This is a genomic window from Belliella buryatensis (genome assembly GCF_900188245.1).
Classification (GTDB): domain Bacteria; phylum Bacteroidota; class Bacteroidia; order Cytophagales; family Cyclobacteriaceae; genus Belliella; species Belliella buryatensis.
Map to the genome: position 1 here is coordinate 89527 of NZ_FZOK01000012.1, position 14697 is coordinate 104223.

Below are 14697 nucleotides of genomic sequence, written 5' to 3' on the forward strand. Positions count from 1 at the left end.
TAATAGTTTATCTAATGTCTTGAATCTTGTATCTTAAATCTTGTATCTTATATCTCACGTCTTCACCACTCACCTACACATCGTAACCTCCACTTGCTCAGATCCGTAGTCGAACACCTGAAGTTTTGGACTGATGTAGTGAATGCCAAGACCGAGTCCTCTGACTATAAAAAGTATGCCTATAAACATGGCAAAATATGGAAGTGCTCTGGTGAACCTGGTTCTCCATTGCAGAGAAACCAACTTTCCTGAAAGCATCACGACTAGCAACATTGGAATAGTCCCTATACCAAAAAAGAGCATATACATCGCTGAGGCAATTGGGTTTTGAAGTGCTAAGGAAGCGATCAAAGCGATATAAACCATCCCACAAGGCAAAAGCCCGTTGAGCAATCCTGATGTAAAAAAAGCAGTAGTCCCTCCTCTTTTAAGGTATTTCCCAAGTTTAGACTTCAATTTATTGACGCCACCAAAGAATCCTGTCTGCGTGATCAATCGCTCTGATCTTTTATAAAAAAATGCCATCAACAAAATCACAGCTCCCATCAAAATGGAAATCCATTGCTGAATCCCCGCCAGGGCTAATGAAAACCCTACAACTCCTATCAAGGCACCTAAAAAAGTGTATGTAAGTGTTCTTCCTAAATTATAGATCATTTTGTTTTTAAGAAATGGGGAACTGTCTTTGGCTGACACAGCCAAAGCAATCGGTCCACACATTCCCAAACAATGGAAAGAACCTAAAAACCCTAAGAGAAAAGCTGTCCAAATCATTTAAATATTGATTTGCTTCTCTTGATAGTATGCTTTTCCTTCATCTTCCCAAGTTAATTTTACTCTCCAATATCCTGGTTTCAAAGATTGCACATTCACTGCATTTTCAGCAGCATTGACTATATCAAAGTCAATCTTTTGATCCAATCTTGCATCAGAAGGTCTAAATAGATGAAGTGTCCCTTTTGCTCCCACCGGTAGATTCAATGCTACTATTTTCGATTGACTATCAAAAGTTAGCACCTCCTCCTCCAGCAGCGTAGCATTGATGATTTTCTCGATTTGATCTTGATACTTGATCTCTTCTTCATAATAATTTTGTGTTACTAGATGGATATCATCCTGCTTCACACAGATCGTCACCATACTGATCATGATGATCACAAATGCTGCTATGGTCAATACTATACCTTTTCCCCAGTCCATGTTAGTTAATAGTTATTGGTTATTAGTTGATTAAGTTATTGGTTGATTGAGTGATAAGTAAATTTGTTGTTAGTCGATTAATATCCACATTTAACTAGTATCAAATTAGCATCGAAATAAATCAAGAAGCAGCTATTTGTAATACTTATGGTTTCATTCCGGTATCCACATATTACTTGATTGGCGCTACAAAACTTGTTTTGATTTTGTCAATGACTTCTCCATTTTGAATCAAAAGCAAGGTTACTTGATCTTGATTGGTTAGGATATTTTGTTGCTCTTTGACTAAGAAGAACCTTCCATCGAATTTACTCTGACTTTCCAAAGTCCAATTTTGATCACCAACTACTTCAAGTTTGTAGTTGGTGTTTTCAGGTATCAACTCTATCAATTGATCTTTGAAAGTTTTGTTAATAAAAGACACTTCATATAGGTTACTAACCTCACCCGTATCTCTTTCTTGATATGTCATACCTCTAAATCTAGTCACCGTTGCACTCAGATCATCTCTTGTGGCCAATAAGGTCACAAAAGCTCCCACTAAGATTACCAAAAGGAGTGAGTAGACCTTCACCCTTGTAGTTATCAACTTCTGTGTTTGTTTTAGTACACTATTATCTGAAGCGTAACGAATCAAGCCCTTTGGTCTATCCACCTTCTCCATCACCTCGTCACAGACATCAATACAAGCCGTACAATTGACACATTCCATTTGTACACCATTTCTGATATCTATTCCTGTCGGGCAGACTTGCACACAAAGCGAACAATCTATACAATCTCCCTTAATGTTTTCTTCAACTTTATTTTTTCGGATCATCCCTCTGGGCTCTCCTCGGACATGGTCATAAGTGACATTGATAGAATTGGCATCTAACAAAACTCCTTGTAACCTACCATAAGGGCAAACCACAATACAAGCTTGCTCTCTAAACCATGAAAAAACAAATAAGAAAACACCTGTAAATGCCATCAATCCAATAAATCCTGTCATATGGGCTGATGGAGGTTGGGAGACTATCTCCACTACTTGATCAATTCCTATCAGGTAAGCCATGACCAGGTGTGAAATCAGCAAGGATATCAATAAGAAAATAGACAACTTCAAGCCTTTTTTCCATAGTTTCTCACTATTCCATGGCATGGCATTCAGCTTTCGCTGTTGGTTGGCGTCTCCTTCGATCAAATACTCGATCTTGCGGAACACCATCTCCATAAACAGCGTCTGAGGACAGGCCCATCCGCAGAAGACCCGTCCAAAGACTGCTGTAAACAGAATGATAAAGATGAAGAAAATGAGCAAAAGGAAAATCAATATATGCGTATCCTGAGGCCAAAATGCAGCCCCAAAGATGATAAACTTCCTTTCGAAAATATTGAACAGCATATATGGCCTCCCTCCTACTTGAATAAAAGGACCAGCAAATAAGATTGCTAATAAAACCCAAGACAAATAGGTTCTCCATTGGTAAAATTTACCGGATACCTTCTTGGGGTAAATCCAGTTCCTTTTACCATCCTCTTTCATAGTCCCTAGAGAATCTCTAAAACTATTGGGATCGAAAACCTCTTGATTGCTACTCATTTTCTTCTATTTATTTTCAACCTTCTTCTTCAACCGGAACTAAGCCTAATTCATCTTCTCCTAGCGCATCTAAAGGTTGCTCTATGGCAGGCTCGTATTTGTCGCCCTCAGGTGCTTTGGGATTAGCAGGTGTGGTTCCTTGAAGCGTCAAGATGTAACTAGATACATGCTGCATTTCCTCAGGACTGAGTTGATCCTGCCATGGAATCATCCCTTTTTCGATTACACCATATTTCACTACAGTGAAAATATCCTTTATACTTCCTCCATGAATCCAGTATTCATCAGTCATATTTGGACCTACTCCACCACCACCATCAGCAGCATGACAAGCCGCACAGTTGGCATCATAGATCTTTTTACCGGCTGTAATTGCAGGGCCTGAACTATCAAAAATAACTGAGTATTCATCAATCATACTGAGCTGTTTTGACTTATACTCTTCAATTTGTATAGCAGCTAATGAAAGTTCTTGCTCGTATTCTTCAATTTGTGTTTTACCCAAACCTAAAACAGAATAATAAGTAAAATAAACCACAGCAAATGCAATTGTAAGGTAGAATACACTCACTAACCATGGTGGCATGTGGTTATCAAGTTCTACTATACCATCATAACTATGATCCATCATCATTTCCTTTTCTTCCTTACCACCGACAGGCTTCATTTTACCTACAATGTACTTTTGCTTGAACTCAGCCCACCATGATGGTTGGGTAGCAAGCTCTGGACTATCTTGCTTGAATACCGACACCATAAATGACATCAAGTATATCATCAAAATCAGCAAGAGCACGATCACACCTAATACGACAGCAAGGATTATCAACAGTGTCAACTCACTGTTGTCCATTTTTTGGAGATTGCTCACCCACTCTATATCCGTAGACTGAGCAAATGTCGGCAGGGTCAAAAACATCCCTACCAATAGAAGTAGTACTGATTTAAACTTTTTCATAGCCGCTATTTTTTGGTGTTGAATCATCGAAAGGTAAATCTTTCATATGATTGATATATTTCTTATCTACCCTGATCACCCAAATGAACATCCCAACAAAGAAGATCACAAAGATCAACAAGCTGATGATTGGGTAGATTTCTATGTTCTCTATTGAACTTAAGATATCTTTTTTCATGTCTTTTTCTGATTATGGGTTGGCAGCTGTGGTTTTCTTAATATCTGTACCCAATCTTTGTAGGTAAGCAATTAAGGCTACAATTTCAGAATTTGGAAGTACTTCCACTCCTGAACCTTTGAGGTTAGCTACAATTTGATTGGCTTGGAATTCTAAATCTTCATTAGCTTGTGCATCATAGCCTTCTGGATAGGGAACACCAAGTTTTTGAAGCGTCCTGATCTTGGCTGGAAGGTCAGAATGATCCATGATATTCGTAGCCATCCAAGGGTAAGGAGGCATCAGTGAACCTGGAGACATACTCTTAGGGTCTACCATATGGTGGTAATGCCAGCTATCTGGGTACTTGCCTCCCACTCTGTGTAAATCTGGACCTGTTCGCTTAGAACCCCATAAGAATGGACGATCATAGACAAATTCACCCGCTTTGGAATACTCACCATATCGCTCTGTCTCCGAGCGGAAAGGTCGAATCATTTGAGAGTGACAGCCCACACAGCCATGAGAAATATAAAGATCTCTTCCTTGTAATTCGAGTGGGGTATAAGGTTCCACACTAGTGATAGTAGGCACGTTAGATTTGACCAAAATTGTAGGAATAATCTCTATGGCACCTCCTATCAAAATAGCTATAGTAGCTAGTACGGTAAAGAAAATTGGCTTCCTTTCCCACGCTCTGTGCCAGAACTCACCTTTCTCCTCAGTATGCGTAGCAAGTGCAGGAGCTTCATCCGTTTCTTCGGCCATGAACTTACCTTGCTTGGCTGTTTTGACCATATTATAGACCATCAAAAATGCTCCAGATAGGTAAATTAGTCCTCCAAATGCTCTCAACATATACATTGGGACAATTTGAACAACTGTCTCTAGGAAGTTAGGGTACACCAACCTGCCCGCCTCAGAGAATTCTTTCCACATCAAGGATTGAGTCAATGCCGCTACATACATTGGGAGTGCATAGAAAATGATTCCTATAGTACCCATCCAAAAGTGTGTAGTAGCTAACTTAGTTGAGTATAATTTGGTATTCCACATTTTTGGCCATAACCAATACAGCATTGCAAAAGTGAAGAATCCATTCCATCCTAGACCTCCAATATGCACGTGGGCTACAATCCAGTCAGTATAGTGAGCGATAGCATTGACATTTTTTAAGGAAAGCAATGGTCCTTCGAAAGTAGCCATACCATATGCTGTCACAGCTACCACCATGAATTTCAAAACGGGGTCTACTCTTACCTTATCCCAAGCACCTCTCAAGGTCAAGAGACCATTGACCATACCGCCCCAAGATGGAGCGATCAGCATCACAGAGAAAACCACACCCAAGACCTGCGCCCATTCAGGCAAAGCAGTATAAAGTAAATGGTGCGGACCTGCCCAGATATATAAGAAAATCAATGACCAAAAGTGTACAATGGACAATTTGTATGAGTACACAGGTCTATTGGCCGCTTTTGGTAAATAGTAGTACATCAATCCCAAGAATGGAGTAGTAAGGAAAAATGCAACTGCATTGTGCCCATACCACCATTGAACCAAAGCATCCTGTACACCGGCATAGGCCGAATAGCTTTTGAATAATGATACTGGAAGAGCCAGGGAATTGAAAATATGAAGCACTGCCACAGTTACAAAAGATGCCAGGTAGAACCAAATCGCCACATACATGTGCTTTTCTCTTCTTTTGATCAAGGCACCGATCATATTGGCACCGAAGGCTACCCATACTACTGCGATCAAAATATCAATTGGCCATTCCAATTCCGCATACTCTTTAGAGCTAGTCAAGCCCAAAGGAAGCGTGATGGCTGCCAAAAGAATAATTAACTGCCAGCCCCAAAAATGGAACCAGCTCAGAGCCTTACTCCACATAGGTGTCTTGAGGAGTCTAGGCATAGAATAATAAATCCCGGCGAATATCGCGTTGCCTACAAAGGCAAAGATCACTGCATTGGTATGCAAAGGTCTGATCCTACCGAATGTAGTATACGGATTCCCCATGTTGGCTTCGGGAAGGAAAAGCTGGGTGGCAGCAATCACTCCGACCAACATCCCGACGATACCCCAAGCGATGGTGGCAACGCCGAAGTACTTTACGATCTTATTGTCGTAATTGAACTGTTCCATAGTTGTTCCTGACATACTTACTTCGTTTTAGTTGATGGTACTTTTTTATCTTTAGTTAATTGTTTGTTTTCAAATAATATTCTGATCGCAGGCGTATGGCTATCCTCAAACTGACCACCTTTCATCGCCCTGAAAAAGAGAATAAGAAAGGAACCTGCGAGGATTAAGCTAATTGCGATCAATACAAATATGACTTCCATGCTTACCAGATTTTTGCTTTTAGACCACGCTTATAGGCCAAATAATTGGTCGTCAATGTGGTGAATATGACTACTGAAATGCTGCTGATTGGCATCAGAATGGCACAGAAAACTGGACTAACTAATCCCTGCACCGCAAAGAATACCCCGACGGTATTATATGTGAAGCTCAGCCCAAAGCTAGCTTTGATGATCTTTCGACTTATCTTGGCAAACTGTAAGAAGCTAGGGAGCTTGGTCATCACTTCAGCATCCATGATCGCATCAGAAGCAGGTGAAAAATTGGTGATTTTATCCGTAATTGCCACCCCTACTTGACTGGCTCTCAATGCCCCCGCGTCATTCAACCCATCCCCTATCATCAAGGTAGTCAAGCCTCGCTTATTCAATTTTTCAATGTAGGTTAACTTATCGCTTGGGCTTTGATTGAAATTCATCAAGACATCATTACCAAAAATTCTCTTGAGATTAGCTCTTTCATGATCTTGATCTCCAGAAAGGAAATGAACGCCCTTTCCCATTTTTATTTCAGCTACTACGCGATCGATATCCTTTCTCAATCCACTCTGAATAAAGAAGTGACCAATCACTACCCCCTCTACCGCAAAAAAGACTACATTTCCTCCTTCTCTTTCTACTAAAACTTGAGAATTCACGAAATCTGCTGACCCCAACCTGACTTCTTGGTTTTTATAAATCCCAAGGAGACCTTGACCTGAAAATTCCTTCACTTCGTCAATGACAACTGCCTTGACACCATCAAGCCAAGCATTGATTCTATTACTTAAAGCATGGGTAGATTGATTGACTAGCGCTTTGATGATGGATTTTGATTCGGGAGATAAGTCCTCACCTGTATAAGTTACCTTTGCCTGAGAAGGAGCAGTCAGCGTCCCTGTTTTATCAAATATGACAGTATCTACCTGCGCCATTTTCTCTATGACATGGGCATTTTTCAAATAGAACTTCCCTTGCCCAAAAACACGCAATGTGTTCCCAAGCGTAAATGGCGTAGACATGGCTAAGGCGCATGGACAAGTGATGATCAAGACCGAAGTGAATGATAAAACTGCCAAGGATAACTGCCCCTGATACGCCCAGAAAGTGAATGCCGTAAGCGCAATAAAGATCACCGTAAATGTGAATTTACCCGAGATGCTAGTTGCTAATGACTCTAAACTATTCGTCTTTTCCTTTTCAAAAGAGTCACTATTCCATAAATCAGTCAGATAACCTTGAGAAGGTGATTTTTGTACGGCTAAGGTCAAAGCATTCCCTTTTTGCCTTCCGCCAGCATAGATCAACTCTCCTTTCTTCTTGACTACGGGGATTTCCTCACCAGTCACAAAGCTGTAATCTATATAAGCATCGCCCTCTAGGAGAATACTATCGGCAGGAATTAACTCTTCATTTCTGACTTTGATGATATCTCCCACATTCAATTTGATCAGTGGAATCACTTCCTCTTCATCCTTGACCAACTTGGTCACTGCGACAGGGAAATAAGACCGATAATCTCTATCAAAAGAAAGTGTGTCGTAGGTTTTTTGCTGATAATATTTCCCAATCAATAAGAAAAATAACAATCCCCCCAAGGTATCCATATAACCTTCATTGAGTAGGAAAAAAATATCATAAAGACTATAAAAGAATAAAGTAATAATACCTATAGCAATAGGCACATCCATATTGACAGCTTTATTTCTGATCGATAGCCATGCTGATCTATAATAGTCGGTAGCAGCATAAAAAAATACAGGCAAAGCAAGTAACACATTAAGGTAATTAAAGGTCTTTTTGAAACCATTACCGAGGAGTTCTGCTTCTGCAAAATATTCTGGCAAGCTGAATAGCATCATATTACCAAAACAAAATCCTGCTACTGCAAGCTTAATGATTAACTTCTTATCCGTAACCTTTACTTTTTTCTTCTCAACATCAGCTAGATTGATGGTGGGTTCATAGCCTATTTTGGAAAGTAATAGCACAACCTCTTTTAGGCTGATTTGACTTTGTTGAAACTTGACTTGAACTTTTTTCTTAATGAAATCTACTCTTCCAGAAATGATACCTGGATTGAGCTTGTGTAAGTTCTCGAGGAGCCAAATACAAGAAGCACAATGAATCATTGGAATCGTAAAAGTGATATGTGATTCTTGTTCATTTTGAAAATCTAAAAGCTTTTTGATGACATCTTTGTCATCTAGATAGTCAAATCGATTATCCTTTCGAGAAGCTGTTTTTTGTGTAAGTCCAGGCTGATCGGCAATATCGTAATAGGTACAAAGATCATTTTCATTCAAAACTTCATATACCAGCTTGCAGCCAGTACAGCAAAAGTCTTTTTGATCGAAATGAAGGATTTCGTCCTGACAGGCTTCGCCACAGTGAAAGCAAGTAGCGGTAGCTTTGGAGCTATGAATGATACTTTTTGACATATTGCTGGGATCTCTAAAATAAGAATTTGATGGAAGGAATCATATTTTGTGATCGATTAATAAGACAAATAAAAAGATAACCTATTGTACCAAATCCCTCCTTTATAGAAGTGAAATAGTACTTTTGCCAAATCTGCCTGATACTCTTTTGTAGTCACTAAAAGGGTACATTGATGCTTAACTGCATAGGACCAGAAGTCGCCAATCCTTGTGAAATTAAACTTGATAAAGGAGGTCTCGAAGGTACTATTGCTTACTAGTTGTATGAGTTCTTGTTCTTCACGCTGTTTGGATTTGGGAATAAAAGAAGGTGAAATGATAGTTGCTTTACTTTGCTTGATATTATCTTGAAATAAAGTGATAAAATTTCTAATCAATCCAGCCGAAGCTGGAGTACCATCGTAATGAAAAAGTAAATGTTCTGCTGACAGCTCTTCATCATAAAGTAGCACAGGAATAGGGCATGGATTCTCTTCTAACCCTCTAGGAATCTCCATCCCATGTAGCCAATCCAGAACTTCTGGCAGGTGGGCTGTCATTAGTGTAGGACTACTTTCAGGGCTGCAATTTATCGATTGGGCTACTAAAATCTGATTTTGCGTGAAATTTCCTGGAAGCCTCCCACAATAATGCTTGGTGATGATCTCTTCTGGAATGCTCGTCTTCACTCCCTGTTGTACTTTCCCCTGCATAGCTTTACTACTTATTTAGATTACAAAGCTAGCTGAGGCAAAGTCTCAATTTGGTGACATTAAAAAGGCTAGAATATGATATTAATCATATTTTAGCTTATTGTAATCAGAAAATTTAAAAGTAAACAAACAGATTTTTATGATCATTTATTATTAAATGTAAAAAATACACTAATTTTAAACCACATCAATTTCGCTTACAGTAAAACTAAAAAACCAACAGACAAACAATGAAACAATCATTTTATTCCTATGCAGTTCTTGCGCTGATGATCGCTTTACCTATCAGTACACAAGCCCAAGATTTCCAATTCGATAATCCCATAGCTGAACAAAGAGCTGATCCTTGGGTATATAAGAATGATGATGGAACCTATTTCTTTATTGCGACAGTACCAGCGTACGACCGAATTGTACTACGAAAAGCAAAAACTATAAACGGATTAAAGCAAGCCGAAGAAAAAGAAGTTTGGACCAAACACGAAAAAGGTGTAATGGGACATCATATTTGGGCACCAGAATTACATAAGATTAACGACAAATGGTACATCTATTTTGCTGCAGGTGAAGCTGAAGATATTTGGAATATTAGAATGTGGGTTTTATCAAATGAATCAGACGACCCAATGGAAGGAACATGGAAAGAGGAAGGTCAAGTCATTACAAAAATTGATTCATTTTCTCTCGACGCAACGGTATTTGAACATAAGAATAAATTGTACATGATTTGGGCTCAAAATGTACGAGGCGGGGAGCATGGCACTGCATTGGTCATGTCCGAGATGGCTTCTCCTACTACTCTAACAGGTCCTGAAATCATTTTGACCGAGCCAGAGTTTGGGTGGGAAAGAGTAAAATACAACGTAAATGAAGGACCTGCTGTAATTAAGAAAAATGGAAAAATATTTGTCTCATATTCCGCAAGTGCAACAAACGAGAATTATTGTTTAGGACTATTATGGATTGATGAAGACAAAGATTTGATGAATCTGTCCAATTGGAACAAATCTCCTGGACCAGTATTTTATACTAATGAAGAATTAGAAAGATTCGGACCAGGTCATAATTCGTTTACACTTGCTGAGGATAACGAAACAGTTATCATGATCTATCATGCAAGAGATTATAAAGAAATCCAAGGTCATGAACTTTCAGACCCCAATCGTGCTACAAGAGCTCGAGCTATCAAATGGACTCCGAGCGGTTTTCCTGATTTCAGACAAAAAGAAAGAGACTAAATCAAAATAACTATCAGGTCTCGAAGTACTATCAACTAGTTACCACGTGAATAAGATTAAATTCCAATATTTTAACCTAATCTCTAAAAATTCAATTTTTACTTTATAAAAGCTTATAAAGTAAAACACCCATAAAAAAAGACCACCCGAAACGGGTGGTCCTTTAATAAATCTACAGGTTAGGGATTTTTTAATAATACGCTGTAGTATTTATATTATATGTGTTTTTTACTTCTTTTAAAATTCCAGACTCTCTACCTAGTAAATATAACGTTTTTTCGGCTATTTTATAAAGAAAAGTATTTCCTTTATAACGGATAAGCAATGAGATCCTTGTACTTACGAGCTTTTAATTCACGAAAGGCTTGTTATGCAAAATATACTGAAGGTGATCATATATTATCCCCAAGAGTAGTGATTTTTTACCTGACACTCTTATGTTTTTCAAGACATTACAATAAAATTGAAATTATAAATATGTAAGTAAAGATAAAATTTTAAGTCTAAAACTATAAAAAGCTTAACTCATTAGAACAATGCAGTTACTTGCATGCGCCCAACATGAACCAGACGACCTAGACCTTGAGAGTTCCTTCCCTCGTATACCAGATTCATTTGAAGACCTTCTCCGATTTTCTGCAGCCAATTAAAAGTCCATGTCAAATTATTACCTACATTCAAAGCTTGAAGCATTTCATATCCAGTTGGAGAATTCGCCTGTCCATTATAATCAATCCGAGTATATTTTAAATTAGCATTTAAAGTAGTTTTAATCGCTTTGGCATATCGGAACTCTAAACCCAGCTGATTGAGTAAGGCTTTCTCTTCAAATTCCTGATTTGCAATATTGACCTTGTCTGTATATTGATACATGAAAGTAGCTCGGAAAATACTGCTAGGCTGCCATGAAAGTTCAGGACCTAAAGCATATTGTTCAATGTTATAATTTCTGTTTTCTAAGAAATCTGAAGCTGCAATTCTATTTCCTGCCATCAATAAAAACCTCAAATTCAAAGTTGGATTAAAATTGAAACGAGTATTCAGCCTCCAGTCTTTTTGAACTAAATCGTCAAAACCACCAGCGAGCAACTGTTTATTTTGGCTATCAAAAACAGATAAATCAAATCCGTATTTAGGCGAAGCTCTATTGAAGAAAAAAGAGCTTCTAATCACTTGTCTCACAGAGATCAAGTCTTCTTCTGCAAAACCTCCAACAAATGGATTGATCCTTTCCCAAAATTCATTCGATGTGATCTTTTTCTCAATACTCAAACTTGTCGTATTTGAAAACTTTTGAAGAAAAACCCTCAATCCTTTTTCTTTTCTCCAGGTGTCAGGAAATTTGGCATTGAGCCTGTAATTGAATATAGTGGAGTAGGCTTGGATAAAATCTGTAGTTGGCACAAAAACCTTGATGAAGTTTTTTTCCTCGGGATTGACAGCGATATAAAATTCATTCAATTGCTGTACACCATCTCCATTATCATCTCTCCAAGCATGAGTCCCCTCCCCTGTAGGCACTGGGAGAAAGACAAATTCTCTTCTAAACTCCCTTCCATTCCCTAAAGCATAAGACAGCTCGTTACGAACATTCCCATCAAAAAGATTACTCAGATAGTCAACCTTCCCCAATACTGTGCTCTCGACATCTTGTGCCAATCTAACAAATCGAAGTTCCCTATATGTGAATGTTCCCTTGAAGTCATGATTTCCAAAACGTCTTCGCAAACCATAATTCATGGCGAAAGCCTCAGTATCTGCCACCAACTGTCCCGCTACTGGAAACTTATCTTCTCGCCAACTCACATCCGCAAAAAAGGAATAAGGTAATGTGTCGTTGGATTTGATATAAAGCATCTGTTCTAAAAAATTCATAGCGGTACTTACTACAGAATCTGTTTCACTATTTCTGACTGCATTCCTATCTATCATCAATCTATACCCAGGAACAAGGTATTTACTTTTATAGCTTACATCACCCGTATAGCGTAGCCAATCAGAGTTAAGGTTCCGTATATCACTATTGAGCTTGAAGAATTCATTTTTGATAAAGATACGCTTACCCACTATTTGATTGAATGTAGCTAATTGCTGGGTGCCCGCTAGAATTTCACCCCTATTTCTTAAGTTGAATCTAAAAGAAAAAGTCTGATCTGCATCCTTGCTTAACGAAACCTGTGTATTGAAAATCCTCTCATTTGCAGAAGTCTGTAAATCCTCTTGTGTCAAACTCCAATCCCTATCAAATTCTATGTATCTCAATCGATCGATGAAACTAAAATTAGCAGAGTTGTATTCAAATTCCGTAAGGGCATTGAACTTGTATCCTTTTGCTTTTTGAAAAGTCCTATCTTCTGATAACACTCCGGATTTTATTGCAAAACCACTATTGTCTTCATTGTCTAATTGGGAAAACAAGTTATCATCGGTATTAGAAAAGGCGAATTCAGTATACGCTTGCTCGTGGGTACTTAATTTGATCCTTGTACCCGCAGTAAGCATTTGCCTTTTGTTCGGAGCAGGCAGTTGTGACAATATAGAAAATCTCCCCTGAGGCACACCGTTAATTCTAGGTACATATTCATAAACAGGACCATTCGCTAATTGCTGAGAGCGGACATAATCTCCATTTCCTTGTCCTACTTCAGAGAAACCAACTGCAAAAAAAGCTTCCTCAGGATTAGTTGAGTATTCGAAAAAAACTACTGGCAAACCCCTATCATCAAATGATGCCAACCTTCTATAAAGAATTCTATTTGGATCAAATGCAATAGAATCTACACGAGGTACTGAAGCCGCTTCAAGATTATCCCCAACTGAAGCTAACAAACTTTTTTCTGCATCAGAAAACTCAAAAAATAAAGGTCTATTTCTATTATCTTGTTCTCTGTAAAAGTTCATGTAGAAAGAAACACTTTCTGTTTCTTGGATATGGTTAGCAGTAAGAATGGACCTAGAATAATTTCGCTCAGCATACTCAAAGTCTATCCTTACCCTTGAGTATTGGGTAATCAGCACATTGGGTGTGAATGTGATTTCTCCTTGATTGTAATCGATTACATAATCATAATTAAATCCGCGTTGTAATTGCTTTCCATCAAGGAATACTCTCTCTGAGTTAGCCATGATTATAACAAATCGCTCGTTTTGGGGGCCAGGAATTCTGTATGGGCCTAAGGTTCCCTCAAAAATCTCCAACTGAATGGAAGCAAATTTCCCTTTTGCTACAGAGGCCGCTGCTTGAGTTGATGCTTTCCATTTATCCCCTATTTGGTAGTTTGTAGTAAATTGTGCGCCCTGTACATTTTTATAATATCTCAAGAATTCAGATTTTCTTTGCCTCAAAACGACATCTCCCGCAGCCAAATTGAATTTGTCATTATAAATTTCCACCAAAACGTTATCAAAATCTTGTAGTTGCTGGGTATTTCCTTCGGGTTGAAATGGCACATTTTGATCTGTAATACTTGCTCTGATATTAAGATTTTCAGACAATTCCCCTGACATCTGCAAATTCAATGAAGAGTTGACAAAGACATTCTGAGTATTCCCAAATGACACTCCCCTTGTCAAATTCCCTGACTTATATAGATTGGTAGAAGGAAAAAGCTCCTCCCGGAAATCAAAAGCAGGAATAGCTTGTACCCTATTATCTCTAAACATTGCCATGGAATCATAATCTTGCATTAATGTCCTCCTTGCTACTGTCTGATGCAAGCTGTAAGGAAATGTCTGATAACAAACCTTTAGTGAATCAATTCCTAAATCCTGATTGAGATCGACTTTGATCGTACCAGAATTGAGACTGTACTTGAAGGTATAGGTTTGATTATTCCTATCTTGAATTTTAATAGTCTCTTCTATTACAGAAAGTGAATCTAATAAAGTCCAGCTTTTAAGTTGTTCTACCGGAAACCATTTACATTTCTCTTCTTGAGCGTAAACCCAAGTCGATGAAAATATGATTATCCCCAGCAGTAAAAATCTTCTCAAAGCAAACATTTATTGATTAATCTGTTTACTAAGGTAATATTTTAGACGATAAAATAGTGTTACTTTTTCAGGTAGATAAATGAAC

At 38.3% G+C, this 14697-nt stretch carries 11 protein-coding genes; 1 reads left to right on the top strand and 10 read right to left on the bottom strand.

Translation table 11 applies throughout. From position 1 onward, the window contains the following. Nucleotides 1-69: 69 nt before the first annotated feature. The 9 genes from CHB66_RS12930 to CHB66_RS12970 all read right to left on the bottom strand — a co-directional run bounded on the left by CHB66_RS12930 (nt 70) and on the right by CHB66_RS12970 (nt 9381). Nucleotides 70-774: a sulfite exporter TauE/SafE family protein gene (locus CHB66_RS12930; protein WP_089241612.1), complete on the bottom strand. Its 705-nt coding sequence runs from the start codon at nt 772-774 to the stop codon at nt 70-72. Continuing rightward, nucleotides 775-1200: a FixH family protein gene (locus CHB66_RS12935; RefSeq protein ID WP_089241614.1), complete on the bottom strand. Its 426-nt coding sequence runs from the start codon at nt 1198-1200 to the stop codon at nt 775-777. It lies immediately after the preceding gene. A 172-nt stretch (nt 1201-1372) separates the two neighbouring features. Then, nucleotides 1373-2785, bottom strand: a complete 1413-nt coding sequence (gene ccoG / locus CHB66_RS12940; RefSeq protein ID WP_089241616.1) for a cytochrome c oxidase accessory protein CcoG — start codon at nt 2783-2785, stop codon at nt 1373-1375. A 16-nt stretch (nt 2786-2801) separates the two neighbouring features. Next, nucleotides 2802-3743, bottom strand: a complete 942-nt coding sequence (locus tag CHB66_RS12945) for a cbb3-type cytochrome c oxidase N-terminal domain-containing protein (RefSeq protein ID WP_089241618.1) — start codon at nt 3741-3743, stop codon at nt 2802-2804. Next, nucleotides 3730-3921, bottom strand: a complete 192-nt coding sequence (locus tag CHB66_RS12950; RefSeq protein ID WP_089241620.1) for a CcoQ/FixQ family Cbb3-type cytochrome c oxidase assembly chaperone — start codon at nt 3919-3921, stop codon at nt 3730-3732. Before CHB66_RS12950 ends, CHB66_RS12945 begins: the two co-directional genes overlap by 14 nt. 12 nt (nt 3922-3933) lie before the next feature. After that, the gene (ccoN, locus tag CHB66_RS12955; protein ID WP_089241622.1) at nt 3934-6066 is read right to left on the bottom strand and encodes a cytochrome-c oxidase, cbb3-type subunit I; all 2133 of its coding nucleotides are present in this window, start codon (nt 6064-6066) and stop codon (nt 3934-3936) included. A 2-nt stretch (nt 6067-6068) separates the two neighbouring features. After that, nucleotides 6069-6251, bottom strand: coding sequence for a cbb3-type cytochrome oxidase assembly protein CcoS (gene ccoS, locus CHB66_RS12960; protein WP_089241624.1), 183 nt, complete (start codon nt 6249-6251; stop codon nt 6069-6071). Nucleotides 6252-6253: 2 nt separating this feature from the next. Beyond that, on the bottom strand, nt 6254-8689 hold the full coding sequence (locus tag CHB66_RS12965; protein WP_089241626.1) for a heavy metal translocating P-type ATPase: 2436 nt from the start codon (nt 8687-8689) through the stop codon (nt 6254-6256). Between the two features lie 56 nt (nt 8690-8745). Further along, a complete protein-coding gene (locus CHB66_RS12970) occupies nt 8746-9381 on the bottom strand; it encodes a hypothetical protein (protein WP_089241628.1) in 636 nt (211 codons plus the stop codon). A 230-nt stretch (nt 9382-9611) separates the two neighbouring features. On the opposite strand from CHB66_RS12970, the gene CHB66_RS12975 reads away from it, so the two are divergent. Then, nucleotides 9612-10619 carry a glycoside hydrolase family 43 protein gene (locus tag CHB66_RS12975; RefSeq protein ID WP_089241630.1) on the top strand — a complete coding sequence of 336 codons (1008 nt, stop codon included), beginning with the start codon at nt 9612-9614 and terminating at the stop codon, nt 10617-10619. 528 nt (nt 10620-11147) lie between these two features. On the opposite strand, the gene CHB66_RS12980 is transcribed toward CHB66_RS12975, so the two are convergent. Further along, nucleotides 11148-14621, bottom strand: a complete 3474-nt coding sequence (locus tag CHB66_RS12980; protein WP_089241632.1) for a hypothetical protein — start codon at nt 14619-14621, stop codon at nt 11148-11150. Nucleotides 14622-14697: the final 76 nt, after the last annotated feature.